This is a genomic window from Spirosoma arcticum, assembly GCF_054779955.1.
The window spans coordinates 440,345-458,838 of record NZ_BAAGXG010000006.1 but is presented as its reverse complement, the minus strand read 5'-3'; the positions used below and the strand labels follow the sequence as shown (position 1 = coordinate 458,838).

The following is an 18,494-nucleotide window of genomic DNA, read 5'->3' as shown; positions in this document are numbered from 1 at the left end:
TCGCTAAATAGCTATCAATCAACACACTACCGTTTTCGTGCGTGACACACAATTCCGTAACTACTTGATTTGCCGTAGCAGGGTAACCCAATTTTGTGCCGGTAAATCAAGCACAGAATGGACCTAAAAGGCAAAAACGTACTCATCATCGGCGGCAGTTCAGGCATGGGCCTGGCCACCGCCCGGCTGGCTTTTCAACAGGGAGCCAACGTTACCATCACCGGCACCACCGAAGCCAGTGCCACCCAGGCCGCCAGCACGATTGGTGCTGTGTCAACCTACGCACTCGACGTGACAGACGAAGCGGGTGTCAACCAGTTTTTCGCCCGTTTTACGAAAATCGACCACGTATTTGTAGCGGCTGGCACGACCAAACTCAGCAACTTTCTCGACGGAAACGTTGCTGACCAGCTTGTTGCGTTCAACATACGGCTGCTGGGCAGCATTTATGTGGTGCGGGCTGCGGCTGCTAAAATGCGGGCGGGCGGGTCGTTCGTTTTTACGGGTGGGGTATCGACGGACCGGCCCGTGAAGGGTGCCTGGGTTTCGGGTATTGGCACCTCAACGGCTGAACAGTTGGCACGGGTACTGGCTCTCGAACTGGCCCCCATTCGCTTCAATGCCGTTTCGCCCGGCTGGACCGATACGCCCATGTGGGATACGGTCCTGGGCGAAAACAAGCAGGCCCTACTCGACGGCGTTGCTCAGACCTTACCCGTTGGGCGAATTGCCCAGCCCGAAGAAGTGGCCGAAGCGGTCGTTTTTTTGATGCGGAATGAGTCGGTCACCGGCGAAATCATTCACATCGACGGCGGAGGGCGCTTAGTCTGACAAAAGCGGCAGGTTTCAGGCGGGTCGTTCTGCCCCCATTCTCACCAAGTTTTAACCGAAACGCCGGTAAGGTCCGGCTGCGGCACTCCAGTTTTAATCAAGTCTTCATCAAAATCAAGCGCAACAATGGGTAAATTTGATAACAAAGTTGTCGTTGTCACCGGCGGCACGAGTGGGATTGGCAAAGCTACCGCCGTCGAGTTCATTCGGGAAGGAGCGACCGTTATTCTCACTGGTCGGTATGAAAAAACGGTCAGCGAAACTGTAGTCGAGTTGGGTAACTCCGCGCACGGCATTGTCTCCGACGCAGGAAACATGACCGACGTAAAGGCGTTAGCGGCCCACATCAGGGCTATCAGCCCGCGCATCGACGCACTCTTCGTTAACGCCGGGTATGCCCGCTACAGTTTGATGGAATCGGTTGACGAAGCCCACTTCGATGAGCAGTTCAACATCTTAGTGAAGGGTGTTTACTTTACCATCCAGCATCTGGTTCCATTGATCAGCGAGGGTGGCGCCATCGTGTTGAACACCTCCACCGCTACCGAGTTAGGGCTGGCCACCTGGTCGGTGTATTCAGCCGCTAAATCGGCCGTTCAGTCGCTCAATAAAACACTGGCTACTGAACTGATTGGTCGTAACATCCGGGTCAATGCGGTTAGCCCCGGTCCGATCCAGACCGACTTTTTCAACAAAACCGGTTTGTCGGCCGAGCAGATTGCGGGCTTTTCGGAAGGCATTCTGACGGGCGTACCCATGAAACGCTTCGGCACCCCGACCGAAGTGGCTAAAGCGGTTTTGTTTCTGGCCTCCGACGATTCGTCGTACATGATGGGCAGCGAGATTTACGTGGACGGCGGATTGGTACAAGTGTAATACGAACTACCCGATGACTCTATGAGACAGACCATCGCCGTCATTGGCACCGGGCCGGGTATCAGCCGGTCCGGCTCCAATCAATTTAGCAAAGCAGGGTATGATGTAGCTCTGGTCGGCCGCACGGTCCTCAATGGCTGTAGGTATACGTTTTACGAAAGTTCAGCTCATGCCCCCGAGTCAGCCGGTTAAGCAGGTATCTAAGATGGACGTTATCACTAAGCTATCGGAACAAGGTTTGTTGCTTCCAGAGCCTCCTAAGCCGGGTGGTCTTTATGAATCGGTACGAATTGTAGAGAACATAGCCTACGTGGCCATTCAATTTCCTTTGGTAAACAACAAACTGGTCTACCGGGGCCGATTGGGATTAGAACTGACTACTCAGAATGGTTACCATGCCGCTGAGTTATGTGCGTTGAATGTGTTAGCTCAAATCAATAAATATGTGGGTTTTGAAAGAATCAATAGCCTCAACATGATCGAAGCCTACATGCTCACGGTTGACGATTGGGACGACTTCCCCAAGGTATTAGATGGGGCGTCAAGTTTGTTTTTAAAAACGTTAGGTGATGCCGGGCGGCACGCCCGGGCTTTATATGGCGTTCATCGCCTGCCCATGAACGCTCCAATTGCGCTCACAACATCATTTACATTAAAAAATGTATTGTCTTAGCCTCGGTTGGTTGGACAAATTCACCGTGAAAAGTTGTGGTGCATTGATTGATCCCAGACAAAATCAACTACCTCTCGTCTGTGTGGACTACCCCGCATTTACGCATAAAATCCTGAATCGAGTCAGGTTCGGGCGAATCTGACCCATGTCGAATGAGACCATACATACACGTTTTATTGGCTGACAAGCCACGGGGTTGACGGAGTAGTTCATCGGGTAATTATCAGTCTCATCGGTCAGCCTGTTTTCTTTACCTATGTAAATGTGGGCGTCGGCTGGCCCCGGTAGTTTTGCTCAACAAACCAAAACAATACCGCTATGACCAGAATAGTGTTAATCGCTGCAGCAGCCGGACTGCTTAGTTTAGGGGCCATTGCCCAACCCAAAAAGGTGCTGTTTCTGACCAGTGCCGCCAACGAGCTGCCCCTGAAAAATGGCAGACTACACCCAACGGGTATCTTCCTGAGTGAAGTGTACATACCCTACAAAGCTATTGTGGCGGCTGGGTACACCGTTGAGTTTGCTACGCCCCAGGGTATAGCCGCGTCGATAGACCCGGAGAGCTACAAGGAAAAATACTGGCGCGGCCAGGATTCACTCCGGCAGGAAGCAACCGACTTTGCCCGGCAGCACCCCGCTTTCCGCCATCCCTTACCCTTGGCAACCGCACTGGCCAACGCCGACCAGTACGCCGGTGTAGTGATTCCGGGTGGCCAGGGGCTGATGGTCGATTTGGTCAGAGACCCTGCTGTAGCGCAGATCCTGCGTACCTTCTCCGGTCAGGGTAAAGCCGTTGGGCTGGTCTGCCACGCCCCGGCCCTGCTGCTGGCCATGCCCAAAGCGCAGAACCCTTTTATCGGGTATCGGGTCAGTGCCGTAACCGGGGTGGAGGAGTTGTTCATTGAGACGTTCGTGATGAAGGGGAAGCCGCACCAACGCCACATTGCCCGGCAGTTGAAGAAGTTGGGGCTGGTCTACGAAAAAGGCGGCAACAGGAAAGCGTTTGCCCTCCGCGACCGCGAACTGGTAACGAGTCAGAATCCCTACTCCAACCTGACCTTCAGCAAGTTGTATGTCGAGGCACTTGGCCAGTACGCAACCAGCCAGAACCTCAAAGTGAGCCGCCAGTAAGTCACGCATCGGGCGTAATCAGCCTTCAGAAACGAGTTCCCGGCTGCGACAACGCCAACAAAAGCGCCACTGTCTGACTTAGTGGCGCTTTTGTTGGCGTTATCAGTACGTAATCATAGCAGAAACACAGCCAACGCTGTTTAGCGGTCAGTCAGTTAATGCACTTAGTTGATACGTATCAACTGAACTAATCTGTTCGACCATCGGGCTTTTTACGGTCAAAAGTGGAAGGGTTGGTCAACTGGCTACGGCTTCTATTGGTGGTTGCATGATTCGCCTGCGGTGGGTTTTGCCCCACTCGCCGAGAGCAATCATAACGGGTTCCAGCGATTGGCCGTAGTCGCTCAGACGATAGTCCACCGTAACGGGCATGGTCGAATACACCCGCCGTTCGACCAGTTTGTTTTGCTCCAGGTCTTTTAGTTCTTTGGACAGCATTCGGGGGGTAATGCTGCCAATAGCGCGTCCCATTTCGCCGAAGCGCAGGGGGCCTTCGCCGTGGAGCAGTGACAGAATCAGTAGTTTCCACTTGCCACTAAGAAGCTCAAGTGTATCGGCCACCGGGCGAAGGTTGGCCGTGCAAAATGTATCTCTCATGTTGATTGTCAAATTCTATACAAAAGTATACCGGTATACAAAAGTATAGACATATATAATATATAGCAAGCTCGGCTGACATTTACACCGGATTTAATCAATCATCTGGTATGAACACTGACAAAAAACTAAACGTACTGGTCTATGGAGCCACCGGCTCACAGGCTCAAACCGTGCCAACGCACCTGCTACAGGCAGGCCACCAGCCTTACGTGCTGACCCGCTCCGCCGACAAAGCCGCCCACCACGCACAGGCCGGGGCCATTGTGGTCGAGGGCGATATGGCCGATACCGCCCGACTGCATGAACTGAGCGAAGGGATGGACGCGGTTTCGTTACTGATTCCGTTTTTTGCCAATCCTGCCGACGTCGCCGATTACGGTCGCTGGGCCATTGATGCCGCCAAAGCCGCTGGAGTGAAACTGCTCGTCTGGAACACCAGCGGGCCCATTCTGCCCGTTCGGACGGGAAACCCGGCCTACGATGTCCGGCTCGATATTCAGCAGTATCTTCAGGAGAGTGCCGAACGCGGCCCGGGCTTGCCGCACATCATTCTTCAGCCCGGCGTGTATATGGAAAACCTGCTCGGCCCCTGGACGGTCCCGTTTGTGATTAATGAAGACCGCATAGCCTACCCCATACCCGCCGATATGCCCGTAGGCTGGATCGCTTCTGACGACGTGAGCGCCTTAGTGGCAGCCGCCCTGCAACGGCCCGATCTGGCGGGCAGCAACTGGTCCATCAGCGGACTTGAAAACCCCGATGGCCCGGCTTTGGCGCAGGCTTTTTCGGAAGGGCTGGGCCGCGACCTAACGTACTACGCCATGCCTCCGCAGGATTTCGGTGCCATTATGAACGGGTTGTTCGGGCCGGGCGCGGGGGATGAGGTAGCTGCCGCCTACCAGCAGATGTGGGATGATCCTACGCAACGCCCAAACTATCGGGCCGATATGACCCCCGTTCTCGCCCAATTGCCCGTCAGGATGACCAGTATCCAAGAGTGGGTAGCGCAGCACCGGGCGGCCTTTTCCCAATCGGTAGCTGCGTAAAACAACCGCACTGGCGGCCTGTCCGTTATACTAACCATAACCGGGATAGCGCATCAGGCAGCTATCCCGGTTATGACCTTTCTACTCCACCACCCTAAACTTTAACGCCTGCTTTCGCGCTTGACGAAGAGTCAAACATTACGACTTCGGTAGCCCGGCTCAAAATAGCCCGGCTGGACTATTTTTTCATCTCACGGTTTCAGAAAATTTTAACTTTAGAGCAATATCTGAGCCTTTTAACTTGTACTTATGTATCGCTGCGGCTCCTGAATCGGCCTTTCAGGCCCTCAAATTGATTGACATCGACTAATCTCTCCGTGCTGAGTTGCTCATAAATGGTTTGCTAAATCTGGCGGCAGGTCAGCCGACGAACCCAGGCATTCATTGAATGATGATGCAACTCGTCATCGGCCAACAAAATACGGGCTACATCAACTGACTCGTTACTGACTATGACTCCGGCTTCGCTCTATACCTATTTCAACGGCATTGCCCCGCTTTCGGCGGCTACCTGGCAGGCCATCGAGCCGTTGTTTCACGAGCGACTACTCCACAAATACGACTATTTTGTGGAGGCCGGGCCGGTGGCCGATACGCTGGCGTTTATGAGTGAGGGCGTGGTTCGAGTGTTCTACCGCACCGCCGACGGCACCGAGTACAACAAACACTTTTTTACCGCCCCCACCAGCATCGGAGCCTATTCCTCCTTAGTGACGGGAAAACCCAACCTGATCTACCAGCAGGCCATGACCGACTGCACGATCTGGGTGGCCGACTACGCCCGTTTCAACGACTCCTGCGACCGCTTTCCCGACCTGGAGCGCATTGCCCGGCGGTATGCCGAATTGTATTTTGCCCAGAAAGAATAGCGCGAGGTCGAACTGGTCTTGCTGGATGCAGGTCAGCGATACGAGCAGTTTCAGCGCGATTATGGCCACTTAGAGCCGCTTATTCCGCAGTACCACATTGCGTCCTACCTCGGCGTAACGCCTACTCAACTCAGCCGCATTCGGCGGAGCATGGCCGGACGGTAGCCAGTCAGGGCAACCCCACTTCTTCACTTATACAAATGACCAACTGAAAAAGACTTTCGTGCTTTCCCTTTACGAGCTTCTTTTAGTAAGTGGACCGCAGCCGCGGACGGTAGAGAATTACGCTAAGCGATTTAGGTAGTTTATTAATCTATGGTGCAGCAGTAGCTGGTCTGTGCTGAAATAATTATTCTACCCAGAAGTCACGCCAGTTGAATCTTAGCGCGGCCTTTTGGTACTTACGGGTTTACTAATAAAATCATCTTTTTTTAATCGCACTCAACTCATTTCGACCCGATAGTTCGCTCGATGGATTAATCGCAACGGCAGACTGGCCCAACAAGGTTGAAATAGAAGGGAAAGAGAAAACAAATGAACACCCAATCCTGAATCATTAAGCAGTTCAACAAATGGGGGGAGGTCCCCCTAACTGCTTTAGTTGACCCGATTAGTCAGCTATCCGGCCCAACTCACCCGGAAACCGGTCTTTATGCGTTAAGTGAGCCTTATAAATCGGGCTATGAAACTTATCCAGACGAGCCAGCAGCCCGCTGAGCTGACGTTGTTCAGACTCCGTCAAATCCCCTCCAAACAGCGCAGTTGCCCCATTCATGGCGGGTTGAATGGCTCGAAGCGTCGCCATTCCTTCGTCGGTAATGGTTAGTCTTCGAACCCGCTTGTCGATCTCGTCATCCGTCTGCACCACAAATCCGTTGTCGATCAGGCGTTTGATGACCAGCATCCCCGACGTTTTTTCGTTAATGGTCGTCTCAACGAGGTCAGTTTTAGTCATGCTGCCCCGCTTGGCCAGGTGGGCTAAGGCGATGAAATCATCGAATGACAGCAGGGGTACGGTCTCAAAAGCTTTCTTGACGTAAAACCGAAAGTAGCGGGCCAGATTGGTTACCAGGTGCGACAACAGGGTTTGCAGAACGGGTACCTCCTCCGAATAATAGGTAAAGGTTGGGGCTTCCACCAGAGCCGGGGTATCAAACTGGTTGGTGTGCGCCCAAGCCAGAAAATTAGCCTTCGTCTGATCTGCCGGGTTGGGGTATGCCTGCTCAAACGTATCGCCGAGGTCGAGCAGGTCTTTTACTAACGTCGTGTTCATTGGCTACTGAGAAAATACAAGTCTATCCGTATAACGCAGTTTGTCCATAAATGCATTAAATAAATGGAAGTAAAGAATTGAACGCGTGTAGGTTGATAAATAAGTTGTAAAACTTGGCTCATCACATAAACCATTTATGGACTTATTAGGTTCACAAATGGACTATCGTCTAATCGAGCCAATATTCACCAACTTTATCACGTATGCATCGTACTGCTTTACTATGTACCGCTCTAGCCGGCTGGCTAACCCACTTCACACCGGTCAGTGCCCAACCCCGGCGACCATTGTCCCTCACCGACGCCATAAACGGGGCAACAACGCAAAGCAAGGCCCTGAAAGTCAATGCGGCCGAACAGAGGATGGCCGGGGCTAAACTCCAGCAGGCCCGCAACAACTACGCGCCCGCCGTCAGCCTAAACCTGAGTTACGTCCGCATCAGCGACAACATCCGCCCATTTACCATCAGCCTGCCCGGTGCGGAAAACCTGGTGCTGAACCCGCAGATTCTGAATCAATCCTACAACAACGTGCAGGTTCGGCAACTGATTTGGGGCGGGGGTAAGGTCCGCTATGGCATTCAGGCCGCGGAGCGCGAAACCGAAGCCACCCGCCAGGAAGCCACCCAGTACCGGCTCGAAGCCGCCGACAACGCCACGAGTATATGGTATAACCTGTACCTGCTCAATGCCACCGAACGCATCCTCCGTCAGAACGTCCGGCTGTTAAGGAACCGACGTACTGATCTGGAAAACTTGGAAAAACAGGGATTGGTGCTCAAAAACGACGCGCTGAAGGTTGGGTTAGCCATTGCCAATCTCGAAAGCAGCCTGATCGACGTGCAAAGCGGGCAGGCCATCCAGAACTTCAATTTGGCAACGGCCCTCGGCGAACCGACTGTTACCGAGTACGTCATTGACTCCACGTCCTTGACCGCCGTTGGTGGCGAGTTGGAGCCGCTGACTACGTACCTGACCGAAGCCGGGCAAAACCGGTCGGAACTTAAAGCCCTCAGCCTACGGCGCGATGCGGCTCTGATTGGTCAGCGGATTGTCCGCTCGAACCGGCTGCCGACATTGGGCTGGGGCGGCAGTTACGACTATAATCGGCCCAATCAACGGGTGTTCCCGCTCGAACCGGCTTTCAAAGGCACCTGGAACGTGGGCATATTTCTGAGTTTCGATATTTCGGGGCAGTACGGCAACCGGGCCAAAGAAGCGGAAAGCCAGTACGGTATCGACAAAATCAGTTCGGGTATCGACCAGCTTCGCGACGGTATTCAGATAGAGGTAAACGCGCAGTACCAGGGCTACCAGCAATCGCTCGACAAAATCCGGGTAGCCCGGCAAGCCGTCGAACAGGCGACCGAAAACTTCCGCGTCGAGCAAAACCGCCTGAACGCCAGCACGACCACTCCCGCCGATTTTCTGGACGCCAACACGCAGTTGCTCCAGGCCCGGCTCAATGAGCAATCGGCCCAGGCCACCGCCGAACTTGCCCGCTGGAAACTGCTTAGAAGCGTCGGGCGCATTAATCCGTCCGTGCCCGTTCGTCCGTAAAAACTCATTCGTCCATATTCATGAACCAATCATATCCTTTCGCCATGCGTCTCTTTATCAACTGTTTATTCGGTAGCTGGATTAGTCCGGTCGTTCTTTTCACAGCCCTTGCCCTGACCGCCTGCGGTTCCGGTGAAGAAACTGACAATGCACAGGTGCAGGCCGACATCAGCCCGGTGATTTCCAAAGTACCCGGCACCGTAGTCGTTGTCCGAACCGACGATAACCGGCCCGCTAAACTCGGTGACACGCTGGTCATTCTCGACGCCCGCGAGTTTGCCCTGCGGGTGCAACAGGCCGACGTAGCCGTGCAGCAGGCGGAAGCCAACGTAATGCTGGCCCGTAAAATCGCCCAAACCGCCAGCAGCGGCACGGGCAGTGCGGTCGATAATGCCGGTGCCGCATCAGCGGGTATCGCCCAGGCGCAGGCAGGCATCAAAGTGGCCGAGGTACGGGCGTTGCAGGCGCGGCAGAATTTCGAGCGGCAGGCGCAGCTCTTAGCGCAACAATCGACGCCCCGAGCCGTGTATGATAACGCCAAAGCCGAGGGTGATGCTGCGGAAGCCCAACTCAATGCCGCCCGCCAGCAGGTGACGGTGTTGCAGCAACAGGCGAGTGCAGCCCGCAAACAGGTGACGACCGTATCGAATCAGGCCGGGGTCGCGGGCGAGGGCATCCGGCTGGCCGAACTCGCCGTGAAACAGGCCCGCGCTAACTTAGAAACGGCCCGGCTTCAGCATTCCTACACCGTCATCACGGCCCCGGCCAACGGGATTGTTTCCAACAAGAGCGTTCAGATCGGGCAGGTGGTGCAGCCGGGGCAAACGCTGATGCAGATCGCGGGCGACAGCAAGGTGTGGGTGATCGCCAATTTCAAAGAAACCCAGGTTGGTGAGATGCGCGTGGGGCAGCCCGCCGAGGTGAAAGTTGATGCGTATCCCGACAAGGTCTTCAAGGCTAAAGTCGAGTCCCTGTCACCAGCCACGGGTGCCCGCTTTTCGATGCTCCCGCCCGACAACGCCACCGGTAATTTCGTGAAAGTAACCCAGCGCATACCTATCCGCATCGCCCTGACCGAAACCGACCCGGCCACTCCCCTGCGGGCGGGCATGAGCGTAGCCGTAACCGTGAACTAATCTGACCATCAACCACATAACACACATGGAATCGACCAATCCAACTGCCGGGGCGGGGGCACTGCCCCGGACCGAGCCGACCTACGAGGTTGGCACCCGCAAGCTGCTCATCACCATCACGGTCATCACCTGCGCCATCATGGAGTTGATCGACACGTCGATTGTGAACGTAGCGACCCGGCAGATTGCCGGTACGCTGGGGGCTACCATTGAGGAAACGGCCTGGGTCATTACGGCTTACGCGGTCTCCAACATCATCATTATTCCGTTGACGGGCTTTCTGTCGGACCTGTTTGGACGCAAGGTGTATTTCACCGCATCGGTCGTGCTGTTCACGGCAGCGTCGTTTCTGTGCGGCTCGGCGCAGAGCATCGAAATGCTGGTTCTGTGGCGGTTTGTGCAGGGCATTGGCGGGGGGGCACTGCTGGCCACGGCCCAAACAGTACTGGTGGAGACGTACCCGCCCGAAGAACTGGACAAAGCGAACGGCATTTTCGGGGCGGGCATCGTGATGGGACCCACGCTCGGCCCGGTGCTGGGCGGCTATCTGACCGACAACTTCCACTGGGGCTGGATTTTCTACGTCAACATCCCCATCGGAATTATCGCTGCCGTTTTGTCGTGGAAATTCATCAAAGGCACGAAGCACAAACTGACGGGCAAGATTGACTACCTCGGCATCCTGTTCATGGTCGTCGGCATCGGCTGTCTACAGATTTTTCTGGAAGAAGGCGAACGCAAAGATTGGTTCGACAGCCACCTGATCGTCGCGCTGGGCGTGGCGTCGGGCGTCGGGCTGGCGGGGTTCATCTACCGCGAACTGACCACCGAACATCCGGTGGTGGATTTAAAGGTGCTGGGCAACCGCAACGTGGCGGTGGGGTCGGTGCTGCGGTTTGCCTTCGGGGTGGGTATTTACTGCTCGGTGTTTTTGTATCCGGTGTTCGTGCAGGGCTTTCTGGGCTGGAACGCGACGCGAACCGGCCTGCTGATGTTGCCCTCGTCGCTCATTACGGGAATGCTGATGGGCGCGATGGGAGCCGCCATCAACAAGGGCGTGAACCCGAAGCTACTGGTAATCATTGGGTTTAACTTCGTGATTGCCTACGAGATTCTGACCTATTTCAGTGCGACGATGCAGGCGGGCGAAGCGGATTTCTTCTGGCCGCAACTGATTCGGGGCATCGGCTTCGGCTTCATTTTCGTGCCGGTGGCCGGGCTGAGTTTGTCAGGGTTACGGGGCAAGGACATTGCCCAGGCGTCAGGCATCACCAATATGCTCCAACTGCTGGGGGGCGCGGTGGGTATCGCCGTCGTCAACACGTTTGTGGCCCGCCGGGTGAGCGTCCACCGGATGGATTTACTGCCCAATATTTCCCTGTCGAATCCGGCGGCTGCTGATCGTTTTCAGGGATTGGTGATGCAGTTTCAGGCCGGTGGCCGTTCATTAGTGGACGCCCAAAAGATGGCGACGGGTGCGCTGGAAGGGGCCGTTTCGACGCAGGCGGCCGTGATCAGCTACGCCGAAGGATTTATGCTCATCGGCATCATCTGCGCGGCTGTATTGCCGTTGGTTTTACTGGCAAAAATCAAAAAAGGTCCCGTCAACCTCGGTGCCGCGCATTGACGTGTCCCCCACTAACCCATTCTCCCATGACACCCGAAACAACTTCCCCCGCCGGGTCATCGCCCACCCGATGCAGCTTTTTTGAAAAACCCGCTCTGTTGCGCGATTTCCACGATCACGAATGGGGCGAACCCGTTACCGATACCGACGTTCTGTTCGAGTACATCGTGCTGCACGGCTTTGGAGTCGGCATCGGCATGAATCTGGTGTTGCAAAAGCGCGAACATTTCCGCGAGGAACTGGCCGGTTTCGACCCCGACCGGCTGGCCCATTTCGGCCCGGCCCGGATTGACGAGTTGCTCGAAAACACCCGGCTGATTCGGAACCAGCGCAAGATGGAAGCCGCCGTAACCAACGCCCGGGCCTGGCTACGGCTGCGCGACGAACTGGGCGGAAACGGGCAACTGCTGGCCTTTTTCTATACCTTCGTCAATGGAACCCCGCTCGACAACCAACGGCCCGACGGTGACCCACCCCCGCTGTCGACCCCGGCGAGCGATGCCATGAGTCAGGCCCTCAAAAAGCGGGGATTTGCCTTGATGGGACCCGCCACCTGCTACGGCCTGATGCAAACGGCGGGCTTGATCAACGACCATGCGGTAAGCTGCTTCCGGCATCGGCACTGCCTCGATCTGGCCCGCAACCTGAACCGCCCGTAACACCCGAATCAATCGCTCCTTCATCATGAAAAAATCCGGCACGGCCGACATACCCCTCTACAGCGGCCCCATTCCCGGGTGGCTCTTCGACCGCATGACCACGCTCGGCGGGGCCATTGCCGAAGCCATTCTGGTCGAGAAAGGACACGACGAGTTTCTCCGGCGGCTGTCCGACCCGTTTTGGTTTCAGAGTTTCGGGGCCGTGCTGGGCATGGACTGGAATTCGTCGGGGGTAACGACCGCCGTCATGGGAGCACTCAAACGCTCGCTCAACCCACGTTCGCACGAGTTGGGGCTGTACGTTTGTGGCGGCAAGGGCAAACACTCGCTGCAAACCCCGAACGAACTGGTGGCCGTGGGCGATAAAACAGGTTTGGATGGCAACTACTTGGCCCGGTGCAGCCGTTTAAGCGCGAAAGTGGACAACACCGCCGTTCAGGATGGGTTTCAGTTGTACCTGCACAGCTTCGTGGTCAGCCGGTCGGGCAACTGGTCGGTGGTGCAGCAGGGTATGAATACGGAAGGCGAATTGGCCCAGGCCCGGCGGTATCACTGGCATTCGGAAGCCCTGCATTCGTTTGTGGACGAACCCCATGCCGCCGTTTGCGGCACGTCGCAGGGCACGATTCTGAACTTGGTGGCGAAGGAAGCCAAACCGTCGCAGGCGGCAATGCTGCAAATTGTGGGCGAAGAACCGGAACGGATGATCCGCGAGATCAAACAGTTAGTGATGCCGACTCACAAAGACGTGCGGGCGAAAGACGTGGATTTGAAACGGTTGGGGTCCATCCTGTGGTTAGCGCAGGAGAAAGCCCCGGCCGATTTCGAGAATCTGCTGCTGTTGCAAGGACTGGGTCCCCGAACGCTGCAATCGCTGGCGTTGGTGAGCGAAGTAATTCACGGTACCCTGTCGCGGTTTTCGGACCCGGCCCGGTTTTCGTTCGCCCACGGCGGCAAAGGTGGTCGCCCATTTGCCGTCCCGACCACGGTGTACGACGAGACCATTCAGACGCTAAAAACGTCGGTCGAGCGGGCAAAGCTGGGCGAAACGGACCGGCAGCAAGCCCTGAAAAAATTAACATCGATGGCGCAGGAAGCCGAGAAAAATTTCACGCCCGACCCAAACGGCGAACAAGCTTTTGCCGGTCTGATCAAGAAAGAACGCGACGATTCCTGGCAATACGGTGGCCGGAGTATCCACGGCCCATCGCAGCCACCAATTGACGTGTAATTTGCCAATGCATGAATAAACAAAAAATCAGTGATATTGACCAGCCAATGGCAGTCCGTGGCGGATTTACCCGAGATGTGCTAACTACCCCGATGCAGGTCAGCGGCACGAGCAGTTTCAGCGCGATTATGGCCACTTAGAGCCGCTTATTCCGCAGTACCACATTGCGTCCTACCTCGGCGTAACGCCTACTCAACTCAGCCGCATTCGGCGGAGCATGGCCGGACGGTAGCCAATCGGGGCAACCCCACTTCTTTACCTATGTAAATGCCCGGCGTTCGCGGGTACGTGACCTTTGTCTTGTTAATCAACGCAAAACACGTATCAGTTATGGAAACGAATCAACTCATTGGGCCCGTTCGGCAACTCGAACGGGCCCAATCCCCTGCTCCCTCACTCCGGGATACCATTGCCCGCTACAGTGCCGGGCTTGCCGTTCTGATTGCGGCATTCCTGCTACCGCTTCAATCCCGTATCTGGAACGGCCCCAGCGGGCCACCGGCTTCGGTGCTGCTCACCCAATGGCTGTCACCGAACTGGCTCGGCAACGTAGCTGCCTCCGGCCTGGGTCAGCCGCCACTGTTGTATTTTCAGGCCGGTCACTTCTTTATTCTGGTCTATATCGGCTTATTGGTGGCCACTATTTTCACACGAACCATTACGCAAAGTTGGCTTAAAACCGGCCTGCTGGGTACGCTGACCCTTGGCGCATTGGCCGATGCGGGGGTGTACTGGTGGGGCGAGTACCTGACCAAAGCCGCCCGCGAGTTGCTGTTCTGGAACCTCGAAGTTCCCGCATTGCTGGGTTCGCTGGGGCTGGTCACGATTCTTGCTTTTCGGATTCGTCGTTCTGCTGGTCGGTCCCGGATTGCTGCCGCGCTGCCGTTTCTGGTGGTTCCGCTGGCGGTCGTGTTCACGCTGGTGTTTCAGTACATCCCGCACGGGCCGATACTGGCGGTGGCCACCACGTTGTTACTGCTCGTTAACCGCCAACCCGTCAGTGCGGCACCCGTTACCCGGCTGGTAAAAGGCATTGGTCTGGTGGCGGGCGCACTCATCGGTACGATGCTGCTGCTCAGCATCCTGTTTGCCTACCAGCCCCAACGACTGGCCGGACCCGAAATCAAAAGTTTTGCGCCGATTCCGTATCAGCTAAAAACGGGGGTTCGTCTGCACATGTTCAATACGGGCTATAACCGCATGTCGCGGGCGTTGGCACCGGGCAATCCGACCTGGCGGCCCGCCCCCGCTTTTGTCATCGAGCACCCAACGGCGGGTCTGATCGTGTTCGACGCGGGGCTGTCGTCGGACGTGGCCAGCCGGGGCGAAGCGGCACTACCCTTCCCAATGTCAGTGCTCTTCGAGAGCCGGGGCGAACCGAATCAGACCCTCGACCGGCAGATGAAGCGCGTGGGCCTGGACCCGGCGAAGGTGAAGCAGGTTATCCTGTCGCATCTGCACGACGATCATGTAGGCAATCTGAGTGCCTTCCCGCAAGCCCGCATCGTGTTGGCGACCAACGCCGACGCGACAAAATTACCGGCTCATTTACAGGCCATTCAACGGGCAGAAACCGCCAAACATGTTCAGTCGGCCATCGGAAATCTGTACGATCTACTGGGCGATGGCACCATTCGCCTGATTCGGGGCGGGGGCCACTCCGCCGAAGACCTGATGGCGTGGGTCAACCTCGATAGCGGTCCGGTGTTGCTGGCTGGCGATGCCGTAGTACACTGGGACTGGCTGCGGTCGGATGATGTGGAGCGCGTTTCGACGGACGGGTCACGGGCGGCACAGGTACGGAATCAGCTCCGGGCCTTACTCATCGCCCAGCCTGAGCTGGTGCTGTTTCCGGGCCACGATACGAGCCGGATACCGCGCCACCGGGCGGATATCGTACTGGAGAATCCGTATCTGTTTGAGAAACAGACCTGGGCCACCCGCCTTTCTTTACCTATGTAAATGGAGCGGGGTTGCTGCTCCTGTTCCTTTGTCTCAGTAATCAACGTAGTTTAAAAACACCGCCCCGGCGGGATCACCATGAAAAAACTAATCATCAATTTAATCGCTCTGGCCATGACTGCCACCATCGCTAATGCCCAAACTCCGGCGGCCGGCCGCTGCCGTGTTCTTCAGCAACAAAAGAACACTTTCATCAACCCGACCGGGTTGTTCAACCCCGAAAAGAAGAAAATTCTCATCGAAGTAGCGGGTAAAGAGTGGGGCGCAAAAGTGTTCCCCGCCAGTAGCATCGTACCCCTGCCCATGCTGGCCACCGCGCCCGGTTGCTTGATCGAAGTCGAAACGATTGCCACTAACTAATCAAGTAGCCAGTAGCCGTAAGCCAATCCAGCCGGATTGGCTTACGGCTTTATCAAACAACGCTCATGAAAACGACAGGAAACTGCATCCTCATCACCGGCGGTTCGTCGGGTATCGGCCTGGCGATGGCACGGCGATTTGCCGGGTTGGGCAACGAAGTCATCATTACAGGGCGCGATGCGGAGAAACTCCGGCAGGCTCAGACCGAACTGCCTGCCCTGCATACGTTCGGGGGTGATCTGAGCCGACCTTAAGACCTCCACGAACTGGTGCATTACCTCAAACAGAACCATCCCCGGCTCAACGTGCTGATAAACAACGCATCGGTGCAATACAACTACCAATTCGATACGGAGCCGGATGCTCTGTACAAGGTCGAGTATGAAATCAAGGCGAATCTGATGGCTCCGATCAAACTGATTACGCTCCTGCTACCCTTGCTGAAAACCAACGCTGACCCCGCCATTGTGAACGTGTCGTCGGCGTTGGGGTTCGTGCCGAAAGCGTCGGCTCCGGTGTATGATGCGACCAAAGCAGGTATTCATATTTTTACCCAGGCACTACGCTATCAGTTACCGGGCGTACAGGTGATGGAAGTGATACCTCCCTTAGTCGATACGCCCATGACGGCGGGGCGCGGATCTGGCAAGATTTCGCCGGGCGCGCTCGTGGATGAATTTATGAGGGGCTGGCAAACCAACCGGCCTGAAATGCGGATTGGCCGGGCGAAGGCACTGCTAACTCTGCACCGCTGGCTCCCCGGTGTAGCCGGGCGCATCATGCAGCGTAGTTGAACGTAAAGAAGAAACGGCTGTTGCTATTTAGAGCACTCCGGGTCATCACGCCCCAGCAAATACGAAAACAACATGAAGCACGACAAACTCTTAACCCTGATGCGGAGCTTAGTGACCGTCACGGAAGCCGACCGGGTTTTGCTGGAAGCTTTTTTCAAGCCCATTGCGGTGGTCCAGCACACGCGTTTAGTTGAGCCGGGACAGGTGGCGCGGCAGCTTTATTTCATCAACCAGGGCTATGTGCGCGTGTTCTCGACCGAAGACAACGGCAACGAAGTTACCTCCCATCTGAACTGCCAGCCGGGGTTTATTACGGCCTTCGATAGTTTCATTCATCAATCACCGTCCACCACCTGCGTCGAGTGCCTGACCGATTGCCAACTGCTGGCCATCAGCCGCCCTAACCTCGACCAACTCTATTTGCAAAGCCAGCACGTTGCCGAGTTTAGTCGATTGATTTTTGAACAGTCGGTCAGCTATAATGAGCAGCGCGCTAAAGATTTGGTGACGCTCACCGCCGAGCAGCGCTACCTGAAACTTCTGCACCACCAACCCGACATTGTCCAGAACGTGCCGCTGCAATACATCGCATCGTTCATTGGTATCAAACCCGAATCGCTTAGTCGTATTCGGCGGCAGATCATTTCCTAACCTATGTCAAGTGAGCGCAGCGGAGCAGGGCTGACCTTTGTCGTGTCAATTAATCAATACGACAATGATCACGCAACAGCTAAGCGGTCAGCCGCTTTCGTTAGTCACCGGAGCCAACGGCCACTTAGGCAATAATTTGGTTCGTCATCTACTCGCTCAGGGAGAGCGCGTCCGGGCCTCGGTTCGTAATACCAAAAATCGCGAACCATTCGCCGATCTCGACTGTGAGGTCGTAGCGGCCGACCTCGTTGACAAACCATCGCTTGTGCGGGCAATGAAAGGCGTAACAACGCTTTATGCCGTGGGCGCGGTTTTCAAACTGTGGGCAAAAGACGAGGAAAAAGAGATTTACGACGTGAATATGCAGGGGACGCGCAACATTTTGGAAGCGGCCGCTGAAGCGGGGGTTCAGAAAGTGGTTTACGTCAGCTCGGTCGCGGCCCTCAACTACAGCACCATGCCTACGAAAGAAAGTTACGGCTTCAACCCCGACCGGCGTAGCGTGTACTACAAGTCTAAAAACGACTCCGAGCAACTGGCCTTCCAATTGGCGAAGGAATACAAGCTGGACCTGGTCAGCGTGCTTCCGTCGGCGATGATTGGGAGCGAAGCCTTTGTCCTGAATGAGTCGTTCGCCATTCTCAAGTCGGTTTATGATAAGCAGATACCCATCGAAACTTCGTTCACCATCAACTGGGTGGATGTCAAAGACGTGGCAGCCGGTTGTTACGCGGCTGCCCAGCAGGGTATTAACGGTCGTCGTTACATTCTGGCCAACGAGAAAAGTATGACCCTGCGCGAAACGACGGCCCTAACGATGAAGTTGTTTCCTGATCTGGGTCTTAAACTACCGCCCGCAGTGCCCAGGGCACTGCTTTACGTAATGGCGTTCGTGATGGAACTAAGCAGCCGCTTCACGGGCAAAGCCCCACTACTGCGAACAAACCTGGTTTCCATGCTATACGGCGTAAAGCAGGACTTCGACATCAGCCAGGCCCGGCGTGATTTAGGCTTTAAACCCAAACTACCTGCCCAGGCGGTAGAAGACGCGTTGCTTTACCTACAGGCCAACTACGCCCGCTTGTCCGGCTTGCCCGGTACGTCACCGGCTGCTAATCCAGCCCGACCAGACACCAAAGTAGCGACGGCCTGAGCAGACCAGATCGAACCCAGTATGCACGGTTGCCGATAAGCACTAAATAAGGGTAGAATTTGG

General features: G+C 55.8%; 19 protein-coding genes and 1 pseudogene. 18 read left to right on the top strand and 2 right to left on the bottom strand.

The window, feature by feature from the left end; all coding sequences use genetic code 11:
* The first annotated feature begins 117 nt into the window (after nt 1-117).
* The 5 genes from ACYVHB_RS16475 to ACYVHB_RS16455 all read left to right on the top strand — a co-directional run bounded on the left by ACYVHB_RS16475 (nt 118) and on the right by ACYVHB_RS16455 (nt 3,511).
* The gene (locus ACYVHB_RS16475; RefSeq protein ID WP_461052858.1) at nt 118-831 is read left to right on the top strand and encodes an SDR family oxidoreductase; all 714 of its coding nucleotides are present in this window, start codon (nt 118-120) and stop codon (nt 829-831) included.
* 126 nt (nt 832-957) lie between these two features.
* A complete protein-coding gene (locus ACYVHB_RS16470; RefSeq protein WP_461052857.1) occupies nt 958-1,707 on the top strand; it encodes an SDR family oxidoreductase in 750 nt (249 codons plus the stop codon).
* Nucleotides 1,708-1,728: 21 nt separating this feature from the next.
* The gene (locus ACYVHB_RS16465) at nt 1,729-1,899 is read left to right on the top strand and encodes a hypothetical protein (RefSeq protein WP_461052856.1); all 171 of its coding nucleotides are present in this window, start codon (nt 1,729-1,731) and stop codon (nt 1,897-1,899) included.
* Nucleotides 1,900-1,912: 13 nt separating this feature from the next.
* Nucleotides 1,913-2,380, top strand: a complete 468-nt coding sequence (locus ACYVHB_RS16460) for a RidA family protein (RefSeq protein WP_461052855.1) — start codon at nt 1,913-1,915, stop codon at nt 2,378-2,380.
* 318 nt (nt 2,381-2,698) lie between these two features.
* Nucleotides 2,699-3,511: a type 1 glutamine amidotransferase domain-containing protein gene (locus ACYVHB_RS16455; RefSeq protein WP_461052854.1), complete on the top strand. Its 813-nt coding sequence runs from the start codon at nt 2,699-2,701 to the stop codon at nt 3,509-3,511.
* Nucleotides 3,512-3,748: 237 nt separating this feature from the next.
* Here ACYVHB_RS16455 and ACYVHB_RS16450 read toward each other — a convergent pair whose 3' ends face one another.
* On the bottom strand, nt 3,749-4,108 hold the full coding sequence (locus ACYVHB_RS16450) for a winged helix-turn-helix transcriptional regulator (protein WP_461052853.1): 360 nt from the start codon (nt 4,106-4,108) through the stop codon (nt 3,749-3,751).
* 110 nt (nt 4,109-4,218) lie between these two features.
* On the opposite strand from ACYVHB_RS16450, the gene ACYVHB_RS16445 reads away from it, so the two are divergent.
* The 3 genes from ACYVHB_RS16445 (at nt 4,219) to ACYVHB_RS16435 (ending at nt 6,191) form a co-directional block, all read left to right on the top strand.
* Nucleotides 4,219-5,157: an SDR family oxidoreductase gene (locus tag ACYVHB_RS16445; RefSeq protein WP_461052852.1), complete on the top strand. Its 939-nt coding sequence runs from the start codon at nt 4,219-4,221 to the stop codon at nt 5,155-5,157.
* A 452-nt stretch (nt 5,158-5,609) separates the two neighbouring features.
* Nucleotides 5,610-6,026: a Crp/Fnr family transcriptional regulator gene (locus ACYVHB_RS16440; RefSeq protein WP_461052851.1), complete on the top strand. Its 417-nt coding sequence runs from the start codon at nt 5,610-5,612 to the stop codon at nt 6,024-6,026.
* A gap of 18 nt (nt 6,027-6,044) precedes the next feature.
* Nucleotides 6,045-6,191, top strand: a complete 147-nt coding sequence (locus ACYVHB_RS16435) for a hypothetical protein (protein ID WP_461052850.1) — start codon at nt 6,045-6,047, stop codon at nt 6,189-6,191.
* A 445-nt stretch (nt 6,192-6,636) separates the two neighbouring features.
* On the opposite strand, the gene ACYVHB_RS16430 is transcribed toward ACYVHB_RS16435, so the two are convergent.
* Nucleotides 6,637-7,299 carry a MarR family winged helix-turn-helix transcriptional regulator gene (locus ACYVHB_RS16430; protein WP_461052849.1) on the bottom strand — a complete coding sequence of 221 codons (663 nt, stop codon included), beginning with the start codon at nt 7,297-7,299 and terminating at the stop codon, nt 6,637-6,639.
* A gap of 287 nt (nt 7,300-7,586) precedes the next feature.
* On the opposite strand from ACYVHB_RS16430, the gene ACYVHB_RS16425 reads away from it, so the two are divergent.
* From ACYVHB_RS16425 to ACYVHB_RS16380, 10 genes and pseudogenes are all read left to right on the top strand, one after another.
* A complete protein-coding gene (locus ACYVHB_RS16425; protein WP_461052848.1) occupies nt 7,587-8,858 on the top strand; it encodes a TolC family protein in 1,272 nt (423 codons plus the stop codon).
* A gap of 20 nt (nt 8,859-8,878) precedes the next feature.
* Entirely contained in the window at nt 8,879-9,994 is a 1,116-nt protein-coding gene (locus ACYVHB_RS16420) for an HlyD family secretion protein (protein ID WP_461052847.1), read from the top strand.
* 25 nt (nt 9,995-10,019) lie between these two features.
* The gene (locus ACYVHB_RS16415; protein ID WP_461052846.1) at nt 10,020-11,621 is read left to right on the top strand and encodes a DHA2 family efflux MFS transporter permease subunit; all 1,602 of its coding nucleotides are present in this window, start codon (nt 10,020-10,022) and stop codon (nt 11,619-11,621) included.
* A 26-nt stretch (nt 11,622-11,647) separates the two neighbouring features.
* On the top strand, nt 11,648-12,280 hold the full coding sequence (locus tag ACYVHB_RS16410; RefSeq protein WP_461052845.1) for a DNA-3-methyladenine glycosylase I: 633 nt from the start codon (nt 11,648-11,650) through the stop codon (nt 12,278-12,280).
* Nucleotides 12,281-12,305: 25 nt separating this feature from the next.
* Nucleotides 12,306-13,511 (top strand): DUF763 domain-containing protein, encoded by a 1,206-nt coding sequence (locus tag ACYVHB_RS16405; protein WP_461052844.1) that lies wholly within the window; start codon nt 12,306-12,308, stop codon nt 13,509-13,511.
* A gap of 330 nt (nt 13,512-13,841) precedes the next feature.
* The gene (locus ACYVHB_RS16400) at nt 13,842-15,473 is read left to right on the top strand and encodes an MBL fold metallo-hydrolase (RefSeq protein ID WP_461052843.1); all 1,632 of its coding nucleotides are present in this window, start codon (nt 13,842-13,844) and stop codon (nt 15,471-15,473) included.
* Nucleotides 15,474-15,551: 78 nt separating this feature from the next.
* Nucleotides 15,552-15,833: a hypothetical protein gene (locus ACYVHB_RS16395; RefSeq protein ID WP_461052842.1), complete on the top strand. Its 282-nt coding sequence runs from the start codon at nt 15,552-15,554 to the stop codon at nt 15,831-15,833.
* 65 nt (nt 15,834-15,898) lie between these two features.
* Nucleotides 15,899-16,627, top strand: a pseudogene (locus tag ACYVHB_RS16390) (SDR family oxidoreductase).
* 72 nt (nt 16,628-16,699) lie between these two features.
* The gene (locus ACYVHB_RS16385; protein WP_461052841.1) at nt 16,700-17,278 is read left to right on the top strand and encodes a Crp/Fnr family transcriptional regulator; all 579 of its coding nucleotides are present in this window, start codon (nt 16,700-16,702) and stop codon (nt 17,276-17,278) included.
* 64 nt (nt 17,279-17,342) lie between these two features.
* Nucleotides 17,343-18,431, top strand: a complete 1,089-nt coding sequence (locus ACYVHB_RS16380) for an NAD-dependent epimerase/dehydratase family protein (RefSeq protein WP_461052840.1) — start codon at nt 17,343-17,345, stop codon at nt 18,429-18,431.
* Nucleotides 18,432-18,494 lie beyond the last annotated feature (63 nt).

What these genes read in the sequence shown, in the direction of transcription:
- ACYVHB_RS16475 (WP_461052858.1), top strand. Translation starts at nt 118, where the DNA reads ATGGACCTAAAAGGCAAAAACGTACTCATCATCGGCGGCAGTTCAGGC.
- ACYVHB_RS16470 (WP_461052857.1), top strand. Translation starts at nt 958, where the DNA reads ATGGGTAAATTTGATAACAAAGTTGTCGTTGTCACCGGCGGCACGAGT.
- ACYVHB_RS16465 (WP_461052856.1), top strand. Translation starts at nt 1,729, where the DNA reads ATGAGACAGACCATCGCCGTCATTGGCACCGGGCCGGGTATCAGCCGG.
- ACYVHB_RS16460 (WP_461052855.1), top strand. Translation starts at nt 1,913, where the DNA reads ATGGACGTTATCACTAAGCTATCGGAACAAGGTTTGTTGCTTCCAGAG.
- ACYVHB_RS16455 (WP_461052854.1), top strand. Translation starts at nt 2,699, where the DNA reads ATGACCAGAATAGTGTTAATCGCTGCAGCAGCCGGACTGCTTAGTTTA.
- ACYVHB_RS16450 (WP_461052853.1), bottom strand. Translation starts at nt 4,108, where the DNA reads ATGAGAGATACATTTTGCACGGCCAACCTTCGCCCGGTGGCCGATACA.
- ACYVHB_RS16445 (WP_461052852.1), top strand. Translation starts at nt 4,219, where the DNA reads ATGAACACTGACAAAAAACTAAACGTACTGGTCTATGGAGCCACCGGC.
- ACYVHB_RS16440 (WP_461052851.1), top strand. Translation starts at nt 5,610, where the DNA reads ATGACTCCGGCTTCGCTCTATACCTATTTCAACGGCATTGCCCCGCTT.
- ACYVHB_RS16430 (WP_461052849.1), bottom strand. Translation starts at nt 7,299, where the DNA reads ATGAACACGACGTTAGTAAAAGACCTGCTCGACCTCGGCGATACGTTT.
- ACYVHB_RS16420 (WP_461052847.1), top strand. Translation starts at nt 8,879, where the DNA reads ATGAACCAATCATATCCTTTCGCCATGCGTCTCTTTATCAACTGTTTA.
- ACYVHB_RS16415 (WP_461052846.1), top strand. Translation starts at nt 10,020, where the DNA reads ATGGAATCGACCAATCCAACTGCCGGGGCGGGGGCACTGCCCCGGACC.
- ACYVHB_RS16410 (WP_461052845.1), top strand. Translation starts at nt 11,648, where the DNA reads ATGACACCCGAAACAACTTCCCCCGCCGGGTCATCGCCCACCCGATGC.
- ACYVHB_RS16405 (WP_461052844.1), top strand. Translation starts at nt 12,306, where the DNA reads ATGAAAAAATCCGGCACGGCCGACATACCCCTCTACAGCGGCCCCATT.
- ACYVHB_RS16400 (WP_461052843.1), top strand. Translation starts at nt 13,842, where the DNA reads ATGGAAACGAATCAACTCATTGGGCCCGTTCGGCAACTCGAACGGGCC.
- ACYVHB_RS16395 (WP_461052842.1), top strand. Translation starts at nt 15,552, where the DNA reads ATGAAAAAACTAATCATCAATTTAATCGCTCTGGCCATGACTGCCACC.
- ACYVHB_RS16385 (WP_461052841.1), top strand. Translation starts at nt 16,700, where the DNA reads ATGAAGCACGACAAACTCTTAACCCTGATGCGGAGCTTAGTGACCGTC.
- ACYVHB_RS16380 (WP_461052840.1), top strand. Translation starts at nt 17,343, where the DNA reads ATGATCACGCAACAGCTAAGCGGTCAGCCGCTTTCGTTAGTCACCGGA.